17 protein-coding genes are annotated in these 19,075 nt (G+C 60.8%); 12 read left to right on the top strand and 5 right to left on the bottom strand.

Translation table 11 applies throughout. The annotated features are described in order from the left end of the window. Positions 1-283: 283 nt before the first annotated feature. Complete coding sequence (locus tag K7431_RS29855) at positions 284-1,660, bottom strand: glutamine synthetase family protein (protein ID WP_003213894.1); 1,377 nt, start codon at positions 1,658-1,660, stop codon at positions 284-286. A gap of 278 nt (positions 1,661-1,938) precedes the next feature. Between K7431_RS29855 and K7431_RS29850 the strand changes: the two genes are divergently transcribed. From K7431_RS29850 to K7431_RS29815, 8 genes are all read left to right on the top strand, one after another. Continuing rightward, on the top strand, positions 1,939-2,178 hold the full coding sequence (locus K7431_RS29850; RefSeq protein ID WP_015886418.1) for a hypothetical protein: 240 nt from the start codon (positions 1,939-1,941) through the stop codon (positions 2,176-2,178). Between the two features lie 80 nt (positions 2,179-2,258). Next, positions 2,259-3,617 (top strand): glutamine synthetase family protein, encoded by a 1,359-nt coding sequence (locus K7431_RS29845; RefSeq protein WP_015886417.1) that lies wholly within the window; start codon positions 2,259-2,261, stop codon positions 3,615-3,617. Between the two features lie 59 nt (positions 3,618-3,676). Continuing rightward, positions 3,677-5,041: an aspartate aminotransferase family protein gene (locus K7431_RS29840; protein WP_015886416.1), complete on the top strand. Its 1,365-nt coding sequence runs from the start codon at positions 3,677-3,679 to the stop codon at positions 5,039-5,041. A 195-nt stretch (positions 5,042-5,236) separates the two neighbouring features. Next, a complete protein-coding gene (locus K7431_RS29835) occupies positions 5,237-6,331 on the top strand; it encodes a polyamine ABC transporter substrate-binding protein (RefSeq protein ID WP_015886415.1) in 1,095 nt (364 codons plus the stop codon). Positions 6,332-6,572: 241 nt separating this feature from the next. Continuing rightward, complete coding sequence (locus K7431_RS29830) at positions 6,573-7,667, top strand: polyamine ABC transporter substrate-binding protein (RefSeq protein WP_015886414.1); 1,095 nt, start codon at positions 6,573-6,575, stop codon at positions 7,665-7,667. 66 nt (positions 7,668-7,733) lie between these two features. After that, complete coding sequence (locus K7431_RS29825; protein WP_003195240.1) at positions 7,734-8,876, top strand: ABC transporter ATP-binding protein; 1,143 nt, start codon at positions 7,734-7,736, stop codon at positions 8,874-8,876. A 35-nt stretch (positions 8,877-8,911) separates the two neighbouring features. After that, complete coding sequence (locus K7431_RS29820; RefSeq protein ID WP_232504883.1) at positions 8,912-9,793, top strand: ABC transporter permease subunit; 882 nt, start codon at positions 8,912-8,914, stop codon at positions 9,791-9,793. Then, on the top strand, positions 9,790-10,674 hold the full coding sequence (locus K7431_RS29815) for an ABC transporter permease subunit (protein ID WP_015886412.1): 885 nt from the start codon (positions 9,790-9,792) through the stop codon (positions 10,672-10,674). The genes K7431_RS29820 and K7431_RS29815 overlap by 4 nt, the downstream gene beginning before the upstream one ends. 265 nt (positions 10,675-10,939) lie before the next feature. Here the strand turns inward: K7431_RS29815 and K7431_RS29810 are convergent, their stop codons facing one another. Beyond that, a complete protein-coding gene (locus tag K7431_RS29810; protein WP_015886411.1) occupies positions 10,940-11,581 on the bottom strand; it encodes an HD domain-containing protein in 642 nt (213 codons plus the stop codon). A 209-nt stretch (positions 11,582-11,790) separates the two neighbouring features. Here K7431_RS29810 and K7431_RS29805 point away from each other — a divergent pair, with 209 nt between their 5' ends. Next, positions 11,791-12,756 carry a GlxA family transcriptional regulator gene (locus K7431_RS29805; RefSeq protein ID WP_015886410.1) on the top strand — a complete coding sequence of 322 codons (966 nt, stop codon included), beginning with the start codon at positions 11,791-11,793 and terminating at the stop codon, positions 12,754-12,756. Between the two features lie 49 nt (positions 12,757-12,805). Here K7431_RS29805 and K7431_RS29800 read toward each other — a convergent pair whose 3' ends face one another. Both K7431_RS29800 and K7431_RS29795 read right to left on the bottom strand, forming a co-directional pair. Further along, positions 12,806-15,160, bottom strand: coding sequence for a penicillin acylase family protein (locus K7431_RS29800; protein WP_015886409.1), 2,355 nt, complete (start codon positions 15,158-15,160; stop codon positions 12,806-12,808). 30 nt (positions 15,161-15,190) lie between these two features. Continuing rightward, complete coding sequence (locus tag K7431_RS29795; protein WP_015886408.1) at positions 15,191-15,766, bottom strand: DUF6436 domain-containing protein; 576 nt, start codon at positions 15,764-15,766, stop codon at positions 15,191-15,193. Positions 15,767-15,865: 99 nt separating this feature from the next. Here K7431_RS29795 and K7431_RS29790 point away from each other — a divergent pair, with 99 nt between their 5' ends. Next, on the top strand, positions 15,866-16,807 hold the full coding sequence (locus K7431_RS29790; RefSeq protein WP_015886407.1) for an alpha/beta hydrolase: 942 nt from the start codon (positions 15,866-15,868) through the stop codon (positions 16,805-16,807). Positions 16,808-16,853: 46 nt separating this feature from the next. Here the strand turns inward: K7431_RS29790 and K7431_RS29785 are convergent, their stop codons facing one another. Next, a complete protein-coding gene (locus K7431_RS29785) occupies positions 16,854-17,606 on the bottom strand; it encodes a DUF2059 domain-containing protein (protein ID WP_015886406.1) in 753 nt (250 codons plus the stop codon). A gap of 131 nt (positions 17,607-17,737) precedes the next feature. Between K7431_RS29785 and K7431_RS29780 the strand changes: the two genes are divergently transcribed. Beyond that, a complete protein-coding gene (locus K7431_RS29780) occupies positions 17,738-18,370 on the top strand; it encodes a 2OG-Fe(II) oxygenase (protein ID WP_043206041.1) in 633 nt (210 codons plus the stop codon). 2 nt (positions 18,371-18,372) lie between these two features. Continuing rightward, entirely contained in the window at positions 18,373-18,867 is a 495-nt protein-coding gene (locus K7431_RS29775) for a DUF523 domain-containing protein (protein ID WP_015886404.1), read from the top strand. Positions 18,868-19,075 lie beyond the last annotated feature (208 nt).

Genomic DNA, 19,075 nt, shown 5'->3' with positions numbered 1-19,075 from the left:
CAGCTTCTTCATGCGATACAACCGAATCAGGCTCCACAGCTACAACAACTACCTGTCGCCAATAGCAATGGAGCAGCAGGCCGCTTAATTACCGTAGTCGGTGTCCGGAAAAACTTGACCAGAACAAGCCCCCTCCCACATTCGACCGAGTTCCAACTTTAGAATGCAGTCAACTGTGGGAGGGGGCTTGCCCCCGATGAGGCCAACTCGGTCTTCAGTAAGAGACCCATAAAAAAACGCCACAGGCCCAAGGCCCGCGGCGTTTTTTCAATGTCGCAACCGCTTACACGGTATGCAGGTACCAGTTGTACTCAAGGTCGGAGATGGAATGTTCGAACTCTTCCAGCTCACTTTCCTTACAGGCAACGAAGATATCGATGTATTTAGGATCGATGTACTTGGCCATCACCTCGCTGTCGTCCAACTCACGCAATGCATCGCGCAGGTTGTTCGGCAGGCTTTGTTCGTTCTGCTCGTAGCTGTTGCCTTCCACCGGTGCGCCAGGCTCGATCTTGTTGGTCAGGCCGTGGTGCACGCCTGCCAAAACCGAAGCCATCAGCAGGTAAGGGTTGGCGTCGGCGCCCGCCACGCGGTGTTCGATACGCACGGCATCGGACGAGCCGGTCGGTACGCGAATCGCCACGGTGCGGTTATCCAGGCCCCAGCACGGCGAGTTCGGCACGTAGAACTGTGCGCCGAAACGGCGATAGGAGTTGACGTTGGGGCACAGGAACGCCATTTGAGCGGGTAGGGTCTCGAGCACACCGCCGATCGCGTGACGCAATGCGGCGTTCTGCTCGGGATCCTCGCTGGCAAAGATGTTCTTGCCGTCTTTGTCCAGGATCGAGATGTGTACGTGCAAACCGTTGCCTGCCTGGCCTGGGTAAGGCTTGGCCATGAAGGTGGTGTCCATCTCATGGTCGTAGGCGATGTTCTTGATCAGACGCTTGAGCAGGACCGCGTAGTCGCACGCCTTGATCGGGTCGGCCACGTGGTGCAGGTTCACTTCGAACTGCGCCGGGGCACTTTCCTTGACGATGGCGTCGGCCGGGATGCCTTGCTCTTTGGCACCTTCCAGGATGTCCTGGAGGCAGTCGACGTATTCGTCGAGGTCGTCGATCAGGTAGACCTGTGTCGAGTGCGGGCGTTTGCCGGAGATCGGCGAGCGAGGCGGTTGTGGGCGGCCGTTCACGTTCTCCTGGTCGATCAGGTAGAACTCGAGTTCGAAAGCGGCGCAGATGGTCAGGCCAAGGTCGTCAAATTTGCTTACAACTTGGCGGAGCACTTCGCGCGGATCGGCGAAGAAAGGTTCACCTTCAAGTTCGTGCATGGTCATCAGCAGTTGCGCGGTAGGGCGCTTTTGCCAGGGTTCATTGCACAGGGTGTCGGGGATTGGATAACAGATTCGGTCAGCATCACCGATGTCCAGGCCCAGGCCGGTGCTTTCCACCGTAGAGCCGTTGATATCCAGGGCAAATAAAGAGGCAGGCAGGTTAATGCCCTTCTCGTAAACCTTGTGGAGGCTGGTGCGTTCGATGCGCTTGCCGCGCACCACACCATTCATATCCGCAATTAGAAGGTCTACGTACAGAACCTCAGGATGATCCTTAAGGAACGCGTTCGCTTCGTTAAGCTGAACGGCACGCGGGGGTACCGACATGATGCAACACCTTTGTTGTTAAAAATATCAATCATTGATCTTTTCTGGTTTCAGTCAACCCGAACGGCATGCCGAAGTCAAGCGAGGCCTTTTTTGCCCTAAAAAAGCGCTGCGAAGGCTTTTTTGGGGCTTTTTGGGGCGGTTTTTTGGGTTTGACGGGCTTGGGACTCGCAGGCTTGAGCGGGCCGTGTTGTATTTTTTACGGGGGTGTTGTGTAAAAAAATGAACAAGGCTAAGCTCGATTCAAACCCATAACAGCAATAATACCGGGGTGCTTCATGTCTCGCCTGCCGCCACTCGGCGTCTTGGCCTGCTTCAGCCAGGCTGTGTCATCCGTCCATTCCTCCCGCGTGATTGCTCGCGCCCCGGCCAATATTCTTGACGCCCGGTCCGACCTCTTTTTTGCCTCCTCGTTTGCCACCGAACGGCTCGCTTCCGCTGTGCTGCTCAAAATTGCACACAACTTTGGCGTGAGGAATGCAACGCTGCAGCAAATGGCAGGTAAGCTCCTACCCTGAATGAAAAAAACGACGCGGATGCTGCGTCAACCAACGCCTGGCCTTTAATGGATGCCAGGAAACCCAGCCCAGAGGCATTTATGAGTAACAACCTCGACCAGCTCACCGATTGGTTGAAAGACCACAAGATCACAGAAGTCGAATGCATGATTGGCGACCTCACCGGCATCACCCGGGGCAAGATCTCGCCGACCAACAAGTTCATCGCCGAAAAAGGCATGCGCCTGCCCGAGAGCGTTCTGTTGCAGACCGTGACCGGCGACTATGTCGAAGACGACATTTATTACGAATTGCTCGACCCGGCCGACATCGACATGATCTGCCGCCCCGACCAGAACGCGGTGTTCCTGGTGCCTTGGGCCATCGAGCCGACTGCCCAGGTGATCCACGACACCTACGACAAGCAAGGCAACCCGATCGAGCTGTCGCCGCGCAACGTACTCAAGAAAGTCCTCAAGCTCTATGCCGACAAAGGCTGGCAGCCCATCGTGGCGCCGGAGATGGAGTTCTACCTGACCAAACGCTGCGAAGACCCGGACTTCCCGCTGCAACCGCCGATTGGCCGTTCCGGGCGCCCCGAGACCGGTCGCCAATCCTTCTCTATAGAAGCCGCCAACGAATTCGACCCGCTGTTCGAAGACGTCTACGACTGGTGCGAACTGCAGGAACTGGACCTCGACACGCTGATTCACGAAGACGGCACGGCGCAGATGGAAATCAACTTCCGTCATGGCGATGCCCTGTCGCTGGCCGACCAGATCCTGGTGTTCAAGCGCACCATGCGTGAAGCCGCGCTCAAGCACAATGTGGCCGCGACCTTTATGGCCAAGCCGATGACCGGCGAGCCCGGCAGCGCGATGCACCTGCACCAGAGCATCATCGACATCGCTACCGGCAAGAACGTCTTCTCCAATGAAGACGGGTCCATGAGCGAGCTGTTCCTCAACCACATTGGCGGCCTGCAGAAATTCATCCCTGAATTGCTGCCGCTGTTTGCGCCTAACGTGAACTCGTTCCGCCGCTTCCTGCCGGATACCTCGGCGCCGGTGAACGTGGAGTGGGGCGAAGAAAACCGCACCGTGGGCCTGCGCGTACCGGATGCCGGCCCGCAGAACCGGCGTGTGGAAAACCGCCTGCCGGGCGCCGACGCCAACCCGTACCTGGCGATTGCCGCCAGCCTGCTGTGTGGCTACATCGGCATGGTCGAAGGCCATAACCCCAGCGCGCCAGTGGTAGGCCGTGGTTACGAGCGTCGCAACCTGCGCCTTCCGCTGACCATCGAAGACGCCCTGGAACGCATGGAAAACAGCAAGACCATCGAGAAATACCTGGGTCAGAAATTCATCACAGGCTACGTCGCGGTCAAGCGGGCCGAGCATGAAAACTTCAAGCGCGTCATCAGTTCGTGGGAGCGGGAATTCCTGCTCTTCGCCGTCTGATGCGCCGGGCGCGCCCTTGAAAGCGGCGCGCCCTTTACTGAAAAGTCTAGGAGATCGGTATGTCCAGCAACAACCCGCAAACCCGTGAATGGCAAGCCTTGAGCAGTGATCACCACCTGGCGCCGTTCAGCGACTTCAAGCAATTGAAAGAGAAAGGCCCACGGATCATCACCAAAGCCCACGGCGTTTACCTGTGGGACAGCGAAGGCAACAAGATCCTCGACGGCATGGCCGGCCTGTGGTGCGTGGCGATCGGCTACGGTCGCGATGAACTGGCTGACGCCGCCGCCAAGCAGATGAAAGAACTGCCGTACTACAACCTGTTCTTCCAGACCGCTCACCCACCGGTACTGGAGTTGGCCAAGGCCATTTCCGATATCGCACCGGCCGGCATGAACCACGTGTTCTTCACCGGTTCCGGCTCCGAAGGCAACGACACCATGTTGCGCATGGTCCGCCACTATTGGGCGATCAAGGGCCAGCCGAACAAGAAAACCATCATCAGCCGCAAGAATGGCTACCACGGCTCCACCGTGGCCGGCGCCAGCCTGGGCGGCATGACCTATATGCATGAGCAGGGCGACTTGCCGATCCCGGGCATTACCCACATCGCGCAGCCGTACTGGTTTGGCGAAGGCGGCGACATGAGCCCCGAAGAATTCGGCGTGTGGGCTGCCAACCAGTTGGAAGAGAAGATCCTGGAACTGGGCGTGGACAACGTCGGTGCCTTTATTGCCGAGCCGATCCAGGGCGCCGGTGGTGTGATCGTTCCGCCCGCCACCTACTGGCCGCGCATCAAGGAAATCCTCGCCAAGTACGACATCCTGTTTGTCGCCGATGAGGTGATCTGCGGTTTCGGCCGGACCGGTGAGTGGTTCGGTAGCGATTTCTACGACCTCAAGCCCCACATGATGACCATCGCCAAGGGCCTGACCTCGGGTTACATCCCCATGGGCGGCTTGATCGTGCGCGACGACGTGGTGGCCGTGCTCAACGAAGGTGGCGATTTCAACCACGGCTTCACCTACTCCGGCCACCCGGTGGCGGCGGCAGTGGCCCTGGAAAACATCCGCATCATGCGCGATGAAAAAATCGTTAACCGCGTTCACGACGAAACGGCACCGTATTTGCAGAAACGTCTACGGGAGCTGGCGGATCACCCGTTGGTGGGTGAAGTGCGCGGCGTGGGCATGCTCGGCGCGATTGAGCTGGTGCAGGACAAGGCAACGCGCAAGCGTTACGAAGGCAAGGGCGCAGGCATGATCTGCCGAACCTTCTGCTTCGAGAATGGCCTGATCATGCGCGCCGTGGGCGACACCATGATCATTTCGCCGCCGCTGGTGATCAGCCAGGCCGAAATTGACGAGCTGGTGACCAAGGCTCGGCATTGCCTGGACCTGACTTTGGCGGCATTGCAGGGCTAAGTGCTAGGCTCAGTGCGCAGCGGCTTTCAGGCGCTGTGTACCGAGCAGTTATAGATGAGGCTTTGGTTGAAAGCCGGCCTCAGAACTTGCCAGACTGTCGCCCTGTTTTGTTGCCCTTTAGACGGGCCGCAAAACCTTGTAAGAACGTGGCCCAAAAAAGAAAAATTGGAGCATCACCAAATGAAGGCATTAGGTTTGAAGAACGCTGGCAAGACCCTCCTCGCCTTGTCCCTGATGGGCGCAATGGCGGGCGCGGCCCAGGCAGACGATAAAGTGCTGCACGTCTACAACTGGTCCGACTACATCGCGCCGGATACCATCGCCAACTTTGAAAAAGAGTCCGGCATCAAAGTGGTGTACGACGTGTTCGACAGCAACGAGACCCTGGAAGCCAAGTTGCTGGCAGGCAAGTCCGGTTATGACATCGTCGTACCGTCGAACAACTTCCTCGCCAAGCAGATCAAGGCGGGCGTCTACCAGGAGCTGGACAAGACCAAGCTGTCCAACTACGACAACCTGAACAAATCCCTGCTGAAAGCCGTGTCGGTCAGCGACCCGGACAACAAGCACGCTTTCCCGTACATGTGGGGCTCGATCGGCATCGGCTACAACCCGGAGAAGGTCAAGGCTGCGCTGGGCGTGGACAAGATCGATTCCTGGGACGTGCTGCTCAAGCCTGAGAACATCGCCAAGCTGAAAAGCTGCGGCGTGAGCTTCCTCGACTCGCCAACCGAAATGCTGCCGATCGCGCTGCATTACCTGGGCCTGCCGACCGACAGCCAGAAGAAAGACGACCTCAAGCAAGCCGAAGCGCTGTTCCTGAAGATCCGTCCTTCGATCGGCTACTTCCACTCGTCCAAGTACATCTCCGACCTGGCCAACGGCAACATCTGCGTCGCCGTGGGTTATTCGGGTGACATCCAGCAGGCCAAGTCCCGCGCGGCTGAAGCCGGTGGCAAAGTGAAAGTGGCCTACGACATTCCGAAAGAAGGCGCCGGTAGCTTCTTCGACATGGTCGCCATCCCTAAAGATGCCGAAAACGTCGACGCCGCCTACAAATTCATGAACTACCTGTTGAAGCCGGAAGTAATGGCTTCGATCACCAACAGCGTACGTTTCCCGAACGGTAACGCGAAAGCCACCGCACTGGTCGACAAAGACATCACCAGCGACCCGGGCATCTACCCGCCAGCAGACGTGCAAGCCAAGCTCTATGCCATTGCTGACCTGCCAGCCGCAACCCAGCGTGAAATGACGCGCAGCTGGACCAAGATCAAGTCCGGTAAATAAGCCCTGAACCTTGTGGGAGGGGGAAATGTGGTGAGCGGGCTTACCCCGCGCTGGGCTGCGAAGCAGCCCCACCAATCTGCGGTGAACCCGGCGGTGGACAAGCCGCCTCACCACAGCAAGCTCCCTCCCACACATTAAATGCCAGAAAGTTTTGCCGGATCGGTTTATCGAGGGTAAGTTGCGCGCCGGTTTTGTTGCCGGGCAACAACTTTAAGGCCCAACTATTTAAGAGGACCTCCACGTGCCAATTTCTTTATTTCGCAAAGCCTTGCTGGTGGGTGCAGGTATCACGCTGGCTGTCAGCGTGCAGGCCGCACCGACTGTGCATATTTATAACTGGTCGGACTACATCGGCACCGACACCCTGGCCAACTTCGAAAAAGCCAGCGGCATCAAGCCCGTGTATGACGTGTTTGACTCCAACGAAACCCTGGAAGGCAAGCTGCTGGCCGGGCGTACCGGCTACGACGTGGTGGTGCCGTCCAACCACTTCCTCGGCAAGCAGATCAAGGCCGGGGCGTTCCAGAAGCTCGACAAGTCGCTGCTGACACATTACGCCAACCTCGATCCGGCGTTGCTCAAGCGCCTGGAAAAGAACGACCCGGGCAACCAGTACGCCGTGCCGTACCTGTGGGGCACCAATGGCATCGGCTACAACGTCGACAAGGTGAAAGAAGTGCTGGGCGTCGACCATATCGACTCCTGGGCCGTGCTGTTCGAGCCGGAAAACATGAAGAAGCTGGCGACGTGCGGCGTGTCGTTCATGGACTCTGCGGATGAAATGCTGCCGGCGGTGCTCAACTACATGGGCCTTGATCCCAACAGCACCAACCCTGAAGACTACAAGAAGGCTGAAGCCAAGCTGCTGAAAGTGCGTCCTTACGTGACCTACTTCCATTCATCCAAATACATCTCCGACCTGGCCAACGGCAACATCTGCGTGGCGGCCGGTTTCTCCGGCGATGTGTTCCAGGCCAAGGCCCGCGCGGCCGAGGCGGGCAAAGGCGTGAACATCGCCTACGCCATTCCGAAAGAAGGCGGCAACCTGTGGTTCGACGTGCTGGCCATCCCCAAGGATGCGACCAACGTCAAAGAGGCCCACGCCTTCATCAACTATTTGCTGCAACCTGAGGTGATCGCCCAGGTCAGTGATTACGTCGGTTACGCCAACCCTAACCCTGGGTCGGACAAACTGATGGAGCAATCGATACGCACCGACGAAGCGGTTTACCCACCGCAGGCGGTACTCGACCGGACATTCGTGAACTTCGAGCTACCCCCGAAAGTGCAACGTTTGATGACCCGTAGCTGGACCAAGGTCAAGACGGGCAAGTAAGGCTCAAACTATCCTGGGTTCGCCCGCCTCGGGCGAACTGCACTGTTTTTTTTGGGAGTTTCGTAAATGGCAGTTGCCTCCGGCGCCTATAAGAAAGCCCTCGAGGGCGACCAGACACCGAAGAAGGTGTTGGTCAAAATCGACCGGGTCACGAAGAAGTTCGACGAGACGATTGCCGTGGACGATGTGTCCCTGGAAATCAAGAAAGGTGAGATCTTCGCCTTGCTCGGCGGTTCGGGTTCGGGCAAGTCCACCTTGCTGCGCATGCTCGCAGGTTTTGAGCGCCCGACTGAGGGGCGCATCTACCTCGACGGTGTGGACATCACCGACATGCCGCCCTACGAGCGGCCGATCAACATGATGTTCCAGTCCTATGCGCTGTTCCCGCACATGACCGTGGCGCAGAACATCGCGTTCGGCCTGCAGCAGGACAAGATTCCCAAGGCCGAGGTCGACGCCCGTGTGGCTGAGATGCTCAAGCTGGTGCAGATGAGCCAGTACGCCAAGCGCAAGCCGCATCAGTTGTCCGGCGGCCAGCGTCAGCGTGTGGCGTTGGCGCGCTCCCTGGCCAAGCGCCCGAAACTGCTGCTGCTCGATGAGCCAATGGGCGCCCTCGACAAGAAACTGCGCTCGCAGATGCAGCTGGAGTTGGTGGAAATCATCGAGCGCGTGGGTGTGACCTGCGTGATGGTGACCCACGACCAGGAAGAGGCCATGACCATGGCCGAGCGCATCGCGATCATGCACCTGGGCTGGATCGCCCAGATCGGCAGCCCGATCGACATCTACGAAACGCCTACCAGTCGCCTGGTGTGCGAGTTCATCGGCAACGTCAACATCTTCGACACCCAAGTGGTGGACGACGCCGAAGGCCACGCGGTGCTCAAGTGCCCGGACCTGGACCGCGATATCTACGTGGGCTACGGCATCGCCACCTCGGTGGAAGACAAATCGGTGACCTACGCCATCCGCCCGGAAAAGCTGCTGGTTACCACCGAAATGCCGACCTGCGAGCACAACTGGTCGAGCGGCAAGGTGCACGACATCGCCTACCTGGGTGGCCACTCGGTGTTCTACGTGGAGCTGCCGAGTGGCAAGCTGGTGCAGTCCTTCGTGGCCAACGCCGAGCGCCGTGGCCAGCGGCCGACCTGGGGTGACCAGGTCTACGTGTGGTGGGAAGACGACAGCGGCGTGGTACTTCGCTCATGAATACCAAGAAGCTCAAGCGCCGCTTGAACCGCATAATCCCCACCGGGAAGCAGGTCGTCATCGGGATTCCGTTCCTGTGGCTGTTCCTGTTCTTCGCGTTGCCGTTTTTCATCGTCCTCAAAATCAGCTTCGCCGAAGCCGACGTGGCGATCCCGCCCTACACCGAGATCTACACCTACGTTGAGCAGAAGCTGCAGGTGGTGCTGAACCTGGCGAACTACAGCCTGCTGGCGGGCGACGAGTTGTACATCGCCGCGTACCTGGGCTCGCTGAAAATGGCGTTCTTCAGCACGCTGCTGTGCCTGCTGATCGGCTACCCGATGGCCTACGCCATTGCCACTGCGCGCAAAGAGATGCAGACCGTGCTGGTGCTGCTGATCATGATGCCGACCTGGACCGCGATCCTGATCCGCGTGTATGCGTGGATGGGCATCCTCAGCAACAACGGCTTGCTCAATGGCTTCCTGATGTCCATGGGGTTGATCAACGAGCCGCTGCAGATCCTCAACACCAACATCGCGGTGTATATCGGCGTGGTCTATTCGTACCTGCCGTTCATGATCCTGCCGCTGTACGCCAACCTGGTGAAGCATGACCAGAGCCTGCTGGAAGCTGCGTCCGACCTGGGCTCGAGCACCTTCAACAGCTTCTGGAAAATCACCGTGCCGCTGTCCAAGAACGGCATCATCGCCGGCTGCATGCTGGTGTTTATCCCGGTGGTGGGCGAGTTCGTGATTCCGGAACTGCTGGGCGGCCCGGAAACCCTGATGATCGGTAAAGTGTTGTGGCAAGAATTCTTCAACAACCGTGACTGGCCGGTGGCGTCTGCCCTGGCGGTGGTGATGCTGGCGATCCTGATCGTGCCGATCATCCTGTTCAACCGCAGCCAAGCCAAAGAGATGGAGGGCAAGATATGAAGCGCGTCAGTTTCTCAAGCTTCATGCTGGTGGCGGGGTTGTTGTTCATCTACCTGCCGATGCTGATCCTGGTGATCTACTCGTTCAACGAATCCAAGCTGGTCACAGTGTGGGGCGGTTGGTCGATCAAGTGGTACGTGGGCCTGCTGGACAACACCCAGTTGATGGGCTCGGTGGCCCGCTCCCTGGAAATCGCCTGCTACACGGCAGTGGCGGCAGTGGCGCTGGGTACATTGGCGGCGTTCGTGCTGACGCGCATCAGCCAGTTCAAGGGCCGCACGCTGTTCGGCGGCCTGGTGACCGCGCCATTGGTGATGCCGGAAGTGATCACTGGCCTGTCGCTGTTGCTGCTGTTCGTGGCCATGGCGCAGATGATTGGCTGGCCCCAGGAACGTGGCATCGTCACCATCTGGATCGCCCACACCACGTTCTGCGCGGCGTATGTAGCCGTGGTGGTGTCGGCGCGCCTGCGTGAGCTGGACCTGTCGATCGAAGAAGCGGCGATGGACCTGGGCGCGCGGCCGTGGAAGGTGTTCTTCCTGATCACCATCCCGATGATCGCGCCGTCGTTGGCGGCGGGCGGCATGATGTCGTTCGCGCTGTCCCTGGATGACCTGGTGCTGGCGAGCTTCGTGTCGGGGCCGGGGTCGACGACCTTGCCGATGGAAGTGTTCTCGGCGGTGCGTCTTGGGGTTAAACCCGAGATCAACGCCGTGGCCAGCCTGATCCTGTTGGCGGTGTCGCTGGTGACCTTCCTGGTGTGGTTCTTCAGCCGCCGTGCGGAAGAGATGCGCAAGAAGGCGATCCAGCAAGCCATCGAAGAAGCAGCGGCAGATGGCTGGCAGCAGCCGGACAAGCGTCGGGCGCCTGCACCGGTTTAAAACCCGGAACGGGGACCCAATGTGGGAGGGGCCTGCTGAGGTGAGCGGGCTCGCTGTGGTGAGTAGGCCTGCTGTGGTGAGCAAGCTCGCTGTGGTGGGCGGGCTTGTTGTGGTGAGCGGGCTTGCCCCGCGCTGGGCTGCGGAGCGGCCCCTTTTGCAGGCACCGCATTCCTTCAGAAAGAACGCGGTGCCTGGTTTTGGGGCCGCTCCGCAGCCCAGCGCGGGGCAAGCCCGCTCACTACATGGATCGGGTTTGGCTTGTTGGTTAAGCAGTCCAGGGGGATTTGCGGATGACTTCGACAAAATTCATCGGCCGGAACCCCGGCTCCTGATCCACCAGCACATCCGTCTTCACGTTGCCAAACGTGGTCTGCGGGCGATGTCGCAAACCGTCGGCGAACGCGCAGATGATGCACTCCTTGAACCCTTCACCGCGTGGATGCGCATGCACCACGGCGTCGCGCTGCACGTTGCTGAACGCGGCGTAGTCCATGCCCAGCACGTCCATCTCGACACCCGCAGTCACCAGTGCAACGGTTGGACGCAAATGCTGCGGCACCCCCGGCGTGGTGTGCAGGGCGATGGACAACCACACCTGTTCGATGTCGTCATCGCTCAGCCCGTAAGGCTTGAGGAAGGCCGCGGCGGCGTTGGCGCCGTCCACTTCGAAGCGTTCGTCGTTACTGCGATGGCCTTCCACCAGGCCGAGGTCATGGAACATCGCGCCGACGTAGAGCAGCTCCGGGTTGTAGGCGAGTTGCTTGCGTTCGCCACTCAACGCGCCGAACAGGAATACCCGGCGGGAATGGTGGTAAAGCAGGTCGGATTCGACGTCACGGATGTATTCGGTGGTGGCCTTGGCCAGGGCGCTGTCAGGGATCTGGATGCCGGCGATGGTGGTGGTCATGGGCGTTCTCCTCTGGAAAGCATCCAGTCTGGTCGCGTGCCCGCGGAGGGGCTAGCGCGGTGAGGAAGCGATGTCGGCCAATGTGCAGCCACATCGTGCCAAGGCAAAAATCAGCTAGGGTGTAGCAGGCGATTGGTCCCTCGAACCTTGCAAAAATCAAAATATGGGAGGGCAATTGCGTTTATTCAGTTAGAGAAGGTGTGTTGTTCATGGGCAAAACCGTTGCCATCCTGATTTTTCCCGGCGTCCAGTCACTGGACGTGACCGGCCCCATGGATGTGTTTTGCGAGGCCAACCGGTTTCTAGCGCCTGAGGACCATTACCAGCTTGAAGTGATTGGCCTTGGCCGTGGCACCATGGCCGCCTCCAACGGCCTGTCATTGCAGGCCCACCGGCACTACAGCGAAGCCCTGCACGCTTATGACCTGCTGCTGGTCGCTGGCGGCCCGCAGTTACCCTTCGAAGACTTCGGCACGCAGTTCGATGATTGGTTGCGGGGCGCCACGGCGCGTGCGCAACGCTTCGGTTCGATCTGCAACGGCGCGTTCATGCTGGCCCGAGCTGGGCTGCTGGATGGGAAAACCGTCACCACCCATTGGAACGACGCGGCTGATCTGGCGCGCCTGTGCCCCACCGCCCAGGTTGAGGCCGACCGCCTCTACGTGCAGGACGGCAACCTCTACACCTCGGCCGGGGTCACGGCGGGCATCGATCTGTCGCTGTATCTGCTGGCCCAGGATCATGGCCCGGAAGTCGCGTTGAGTGTGGCCAAGCGCCTGGTGGTGTTTACCCAGCGCTCGGGTGGGCAGTCGCAGTTCAGCCCGTTTCTCACGGCCCACGCCGAAACCACGTCAGCGGTGGCGCAGGTGCAGCTGCACGTGCTGGCGAACCTGACGGGGGACCTGACCATTGCCGACTTGGCCAAGGCAGCCAATATGAGCGCGCGCAACTTCTCGCGGGTGTTTGCCCGTGAAGCACGCATCACCCCGGCGGAGTTTGTCGAGCGGGCGCGGGTGGACGCGGCGCGGGTGATGCTGGAAAGCAGCCCGGCGCCGCTCAAGACTGTGGCCTATCAATGCGGCTTTCGCGATGCCCAGCACATGCGCAGTGTGTTCAACCGCCGGCTGGGCGTGACGCCGCAACAGTTCCGGCTTAACTTTGCGGCGCCGATCTAATGTGGGAGCGAGCAAGCCCGCTCCCACCGTTTGACCGCGTTGCAAGCGGTTATCTGGCGGGCAGCAGTTTCAGTGTTCCACGCGTATTGGCCGTCACTTCCTCATCGGTGAAATGCGCCTGTTCGTAACCGCCTTCGATGTAGGTTTCCGCCTGGTCGCCGTAATGCCGGTCAAACGGCACACCGCTTTGCCCGACCGGGTTGATGGTCAGGGCGTGCGCCACGTCGGCGAAGTCGATCAGGCGGCGCGTAGAAGGCCCGTAGGTGACGGGCCACGGCGCCGGGCCGATATTGGCGGACTGGTTGTTCGGCACTTCGTGGGTGCCCGGCGCCGGGAACGGGCCGACATTGACGATCAGGTCCAACGGCTTCTGCGAGCCCAGCGGGTGGCCGTGGGTCAGGGTGTGCGCCTTGCCCCACTGCCACTGGGTCGGATCATCCCCTAAGGTGGCCTTGAGGTGCGCCAGGCTGTTGTCCCAGGCGAGCTTGACGGTCTCCGCGCGCTTGCCATCCCACCACGGCGAATCCGGCGCGGCGGCCAGGCGTGGCAGGGCAGCGTCGATCACGCGGGTGCTGAGCAGGGTCTTGAACATGCCGTCGCCGAGCTTCGGGTGGAAGGCGGCGTCGGCCAGGTTGAACAGGAACTGGTTGAACAGCGTGGCGCTGGTGGAGTCCAGCGGGTAGTCACCCTTCCAGCGTGCAAGCTGCTCCACCAGTTTCAACTGCGCCGGGTCCTTGACCGTCTCGCGCAGCACCGGTAACAGCGGCGCCAGCAGGCGCGGGCCGAAGGCGGTGGTGGTGCCCAGCTGCAGGGCCTGGCTGTTGTTCACGTCCCACTTCACGCTCTTGTCGCTCAACTGCGCGTTCAACTGCTGGCCACGGTCGGCCAGGTTGTAATAGCCGGGGATCTCCATGCCGGTGGGCGAAACTGGCTGGGCGTTGGCCGACACCACATAACCACGTGCCGGATTCTCTTCCTGGGGGTTGGCGCTGAAGGGGTAGAAGCCCAGTTTGTCGGCTTGGGGGCTGCTGCCGTCGAGGATAAACCCGGCGTTGACCCCGGCCGGACGAATCGGCAACTGCGCCGCCGCCCACCAGCCGATATCGCCCTTGGCATTCGCCCACACAATGTTCAGCCCCGGCGCGGACACCTTGGCTGCCGCCGCACGCGCCTTGACCAGGGTGTCGGCGCGGTTGAGCTGGTAGAACCCTTCGAGGATCGGGTTCTGGGTGTCGAGGAACGCCCACCACATGGCAATCGGTGTGTTGCCGGCGTTTTCGCCCAGCACGTCATTGATGATCGGGCCGTGGGGCGATTGGCGCAGGGTCAAGGTCAACGGCGCCTGGCCTTTCACCGCAATCTGTTGCTCGGTGCTTGTCATGTCGACCCACTGGCCGTGGTACCAGACCTGGTTGGGGTTGTCCGGGTTGGTCTTTTCGGCGATGAGGTCGAGGTCATCGTTCTGGAACATGGTCAGGCTCCAGCCGAAGTCCAGGTTGTGCCCCAGGAACGCCACCGGCACGAGGGCGTTGTGATAGCCATACAACTCGAACCCTGGCGCTGACAGCTGCGCTTCATACCACACCGACGGCACCGAGAAACGGATATGCGGGTCGCCGGCCAGCAACGGTTTGCCGCTCTGGGTGCGGTTGCCGCTGATGGCCCAGGCGTTACTGCCTTCGAACTGCGGCAGGCCGTTGTCGGCCAGGGCCTGCTCACTCAGGGCAGCGATGGCGCCGAGGGTCTGCCAATCGCCGGCAGCCAGGTTGAGGGCGCCCTTGGGTTGCCAGTCGAGGTCGAAGACTTTCAGGTAGTCGCTGCCCAATTGGTCACGTACGTAAGTCAGCAAAGGCTCGGTACGAAAGGCAGCGGCAAAGCTGTAGGCCATATACCCGGCGACGCTGATGGTGTCCTCGGCGGTAAACGGCCGCTTGGGGATGCCCAGCACGTCGAACTCCATCGGGCGGGCGTGGCTGTCCTGATATTGGTTAATCCCGTCCAGATAGGCTTGCAGCGCCTTCCAGTGCGCCGACTCATGGTCCAGCTGCGCCACATAGGTGGCCGCGCGGTCGCGAATGCGCAGGCTGCGGAACAACTTGTCGGTCTCCAGCACCTTGGGCCCGAGCACCTCGGCCAGCTCGCCACGGGCCAGGCGCCGCATGATCTCCATCTGGAACAGGCGGTCCTGGGCATGCACATAGCCCAAGGCGCGATACAGGTCGGTTTCATTCTCGGCCCGAATATGCGGCACGCCACGGTCGTCGTAGCGCACCGTGACCGAGCCTTGCAGGTTGGCCAGTGTCACCGTGCCCTGGCGGGTGGGTTGTTTGCTGTAGACGTACGCGCCTGCGCCGAGGGCGATCATCACTACAAGAACCGCGAGAACCCGCAAGACGCGCTTCATGAACATTCCTTACCAAGAGTGGGTGGCGAGTTACGAGCCTGTTGGCCACGAACAATAGCAGCCCACCGCCAGAGTGTGCGTGGCATTCACCTCGCGTCCCGCTTCAAGGGCCTTCAAGATCGGCTCAATAAAACTGTTGCTGGAATTGCATGTGAGGCCTTCGCTGTAGGGGCCGAAATACGCGAGCTTGCCGCTGCGGTCCCAGATGCCCACGGCCGGGCTGGCCGGTACTTGGTCGGCACCGGGCAGGGCGGTGAGGGTTTTCATGCGGCGCAGGTTGTCGGGCAGTTGGCCGTGGCTGCCGGGCTTTTGCAGGGCGTAGAACTCGACGCCTTGAGGCGCGTAGTGCTCGATCAGCTCGCCCAGGTGCTGCTGGTTGCCGACGTTGCAGGGGCAGGCGGGGTCCCAGAAGTGCACCAGGCGGATCGGGCCGGGGCCGGCGAGGTCGGCAGGCAGTTTCAGCGGGTCACCGGAAAAAACCGCCGTGTGTTCGCTGAAGGCGCGCAGGTAGCGGCCCTGGAACCAGTCATACGCGGCCCACAGCACGCCGGTGCAGATAACCAGGATGAGGCTGGCGAACAGGGCGGTACGGTAGGGCTGTCGCATTCAGATGTATCCTCGAAGGTCGCGTAGCTTGCCATGCTTGTCCTGACAGATGAATATCGCAGCTCGATATTCATCTTCGCCGTCAGTCTGGAACCCTTTATGCCCGTCACCTTTGACCCCGATCATCTGCGCGAAAGCTTGCGGCCCCTGGTGGATGCGCAGCCGCTTTCAGCCGAGGCACGGGTCTATCAACGTTTCTACGGGCTGGACCTGGCGGCGCGCAACGTTCCGGTGGTCAGCCGTCTGGGACGCTTCGAGGTGGACGGGTTCGAGGTGGTCGCGCAAGTGTGGTGGCCGCCCGTGCCGGTGGCGACGATGTTCATGTTCCACGGCTTCTACGACCATATGGGCTTGTATCGCCATGTGGTGGACTGGGCGTTGGACCAAGGCTTCGTGGTGATCGCCTGCGATTTGCCGGGGCACGGCCTGTCCAGCGGCGCGCGCGCCAGCATCGATGATTTTGCGGTGTATCAACAGGTGGTGCAGGCGCTGTTTGGCCAAGCCGAAGCACTGCAACTGCCGCAACCTTGGCACCTGTTCGGGCAAAGCACCGGCGGCGCGGTGGTGGTGGATCACGTGCTCAACCATGGCGTTGAGAGCCCGGCCCAAGGCAAGACGTTCCTGCTCTCGCCACTGGTGCGGCCGCGTGCCTGGGGCTGGTCGCAGGTCAGCTATTACCTGTTGCGGCCATTCGTCAAAGGCATCGCGCGGCGGTTCAGCGAGAACACCCACGATCCCGCGTTCAAGCCCTTCCTTGAGGCCGACCCGCTGCAGCCGCGTCAACTGCCTACCGCCTGGGTGGGCGCCTTGGCGCGCTGGATCAAACGTATCGAAGCCGCACCGCGCAGCCCTAGGCGGCCGGTGATTGTGCAGGGGGAGGAAGATATGACGGTGGACTGGCAGCACAACTTGCAGGTGCTAAGGAGCAAGTTCGACCAGCCCGAGGTGTTGATGCTGCCGCGTGGCAGGCACCATTTGGCGAATGAGATACCGGAGATTCGCGAAGCGTATTTCACGTACCTCACCGATCACCTGAAGTAACTCAATCTAAAAAATGTGGGAGAGGGCAAGCCCCCTCCCACATTTGTTACTGCGTCAGGCTAGAGGTGCTTTGGCCGACCGCAAGGCCCGCGCGAATGGCTGCCAGCGCCGCCTGGTAATACGCCTTACCCTCCGGCGACTCCGCAAACGTAGCGAATTCTTCCAGCTCCGGGTCAGACAGATCTCGATAGACGTACAACAGCGTGTTGTTCAGATCTTTGTCGATCTGCTGCATCAGCCGCTCGCGTTGTCCATTCAACATGCCCTGGGCCTGACCACCGCCCAACAAACCGGGGATCATCTGGCTCAGGCTGTCGGCCGCCACACCGGCAATCGCCAGGCTGACTTCCGCGCCGGCTTCACGGGCGGGCAGGGCCTGGGCCAGGTGGCCGATGATCAGGCTGCGGGTCGCGTCGGCTTGGATTTTCGGCAAGCCCTGGGCGTTTTTTGCCAACTGGTCGCGGCGCGTGGCGAGCAACTCAGCGGCGACGATCTTGCGGCCCAGGGGCGATTGGAAAAAGGCCAGGGCGGGCTTCGGGTCCGCCAGGTTCTTGCGCAATTGCGCCTCGGCGCGCTGGTCCATGGACTGGGCGGCAAAGCGTTTATTACTGTTGTCCACCAGCGCCTGGTACACCGCTGGCGGCAGGCTATTGCGGTAGCGTTGCTGGGCGGCACTGAGGGCGTCATTGAAATGTGCACGTTGTTCGGCCCAGCCGGCGACCTTGTACAACTGGTCATGGCCGTCTGCCCAGGCGGGCAAAACGCAGAACATCAGCAATGAAAAAAACAAACGACGCATATGGACTCCTGTCAGTCGGCCACTATTGTCCGTGTCGGGCGTAGGATTTGTCGAGAAGTCCTATCAGTCACCTGACTAAAGTGTATTCAGACGCCCGGCGGCTCTGTCGGATTCACAGGCGTATGGATACTATGCGCGCCATGCAAATACCCCTCGATCACCCTTTGCTGCAACGTATTGTCGACGACCTGGCCGAAAAGGGCTGGTCCCGGCAGGACGGCTTCCTACCCCAGGCTCTGACCCTGGAACTGGCGGCTGAGTGCCATAAACGTGCAGCCGAGGGTGAGTTGGCTCCGGCAGCGGTGGGACGCGGTCCGACCCAGGAGATTCGCGAAGGTATTCGCGGCGACCACATCCAGTGGCTGGAAGAGGGCGATGCGGCGGTCTGCGACACCTATATGGCGTTGATGGACAGCCTGCGCCTGGCCATGAACCGCAGTTTGTTCCTTGGCCTTGAGGATTTCGAAAGCCACTTCGCGCTGTACCCGCCGGGGGCGTTTTACCTCAAGCACCTGGACCGCTTCCGCGACGATGACCGGCGCATGGTCTCGGCGGTGATCTACTTGAACGACGCTTGGCTGCCCGAGCATGGCGGCCAGTTGCGCATGTACCTCAAGGACGGCGTCGAATACGATGTGGTGCCCACGGGCGGTTGCCTGGTGGTGTTCCTGTCGGGCGAAGTGCCTCACGAAGTCATGCCCGCTACGCGCGAACGCCTGTCCCTCACCGGCTGGTTTCGCCGGCGGGGCAACGAGCCGTTTTAAGCATGCAAAAAATTCTGATCAGCCGCTGTCTGCTTGGCCACAAGGTGCGCTACGACGGCGGGGCCAGCGGGCCATTCGACCTGTTGGCGGTGTGGCAGGCCGAGGGGCGTGTGGTTGCGATCTGCCCGGAAGTGTCGGGCGGGTTGCCGACGCCGCGCCCGGCGGCGGAGATTCCGGGCGGGCAGGGCGTGGATGTGTGGGAGGGCCGTGCTCAAGTGCTGACCGCCGAGGGCGAAGATTTCAGCGCCGCGTTCCTCGATGGCGCCCGCCAGGCATTGGCGCTGGTGCAGCGCCACAACATCCGCATCGCTGTGCTCAAGGCCAATAGCCCGTCGTGCGGTAACCTGCAGACCTACGACGGCACCTTCAGGGGCGTGAAGGTGGCAGGCGAAGGCGTCACCACGGCGCTGCTCAGGCAGCATGGGGTACAGGTGTTCAGCGAGCTGGAACTCCCCGAGGCCGCCGCCGCCCTGACCCAACTCTCAAGCCCTGCCTAGATCAAAAATTGTGGGAGAGGGGCTGCTCCCGATAGCGGTGAATCAGTCAACCATGCAGTCGCTGACACTCCGCAATCGGGATGTAGAACCGTAGACATCGTTTACATCTGAAACCGGGGACATCGTTTACACATTTGAGGCTTGGACGCGGGTCATACCTCGTCCAAGCCTCCCCAAGGGATAATCACACAGGTACAAATCCCAGACA

This window comes from Pseudomonas fluorescens group sp., from assembly GCF_020093335.1.
Classification (GTDB): Bacteria; Pseudomonadota; Gammaproteobacteria; order Pseudomonadales; family Pseudomonadaceae; genus Aquipseudomonas; species Aquipseudomonas petroselini.
This window is presented reverse-complemented; position numbering and strand designations above follow the sequence as displayed.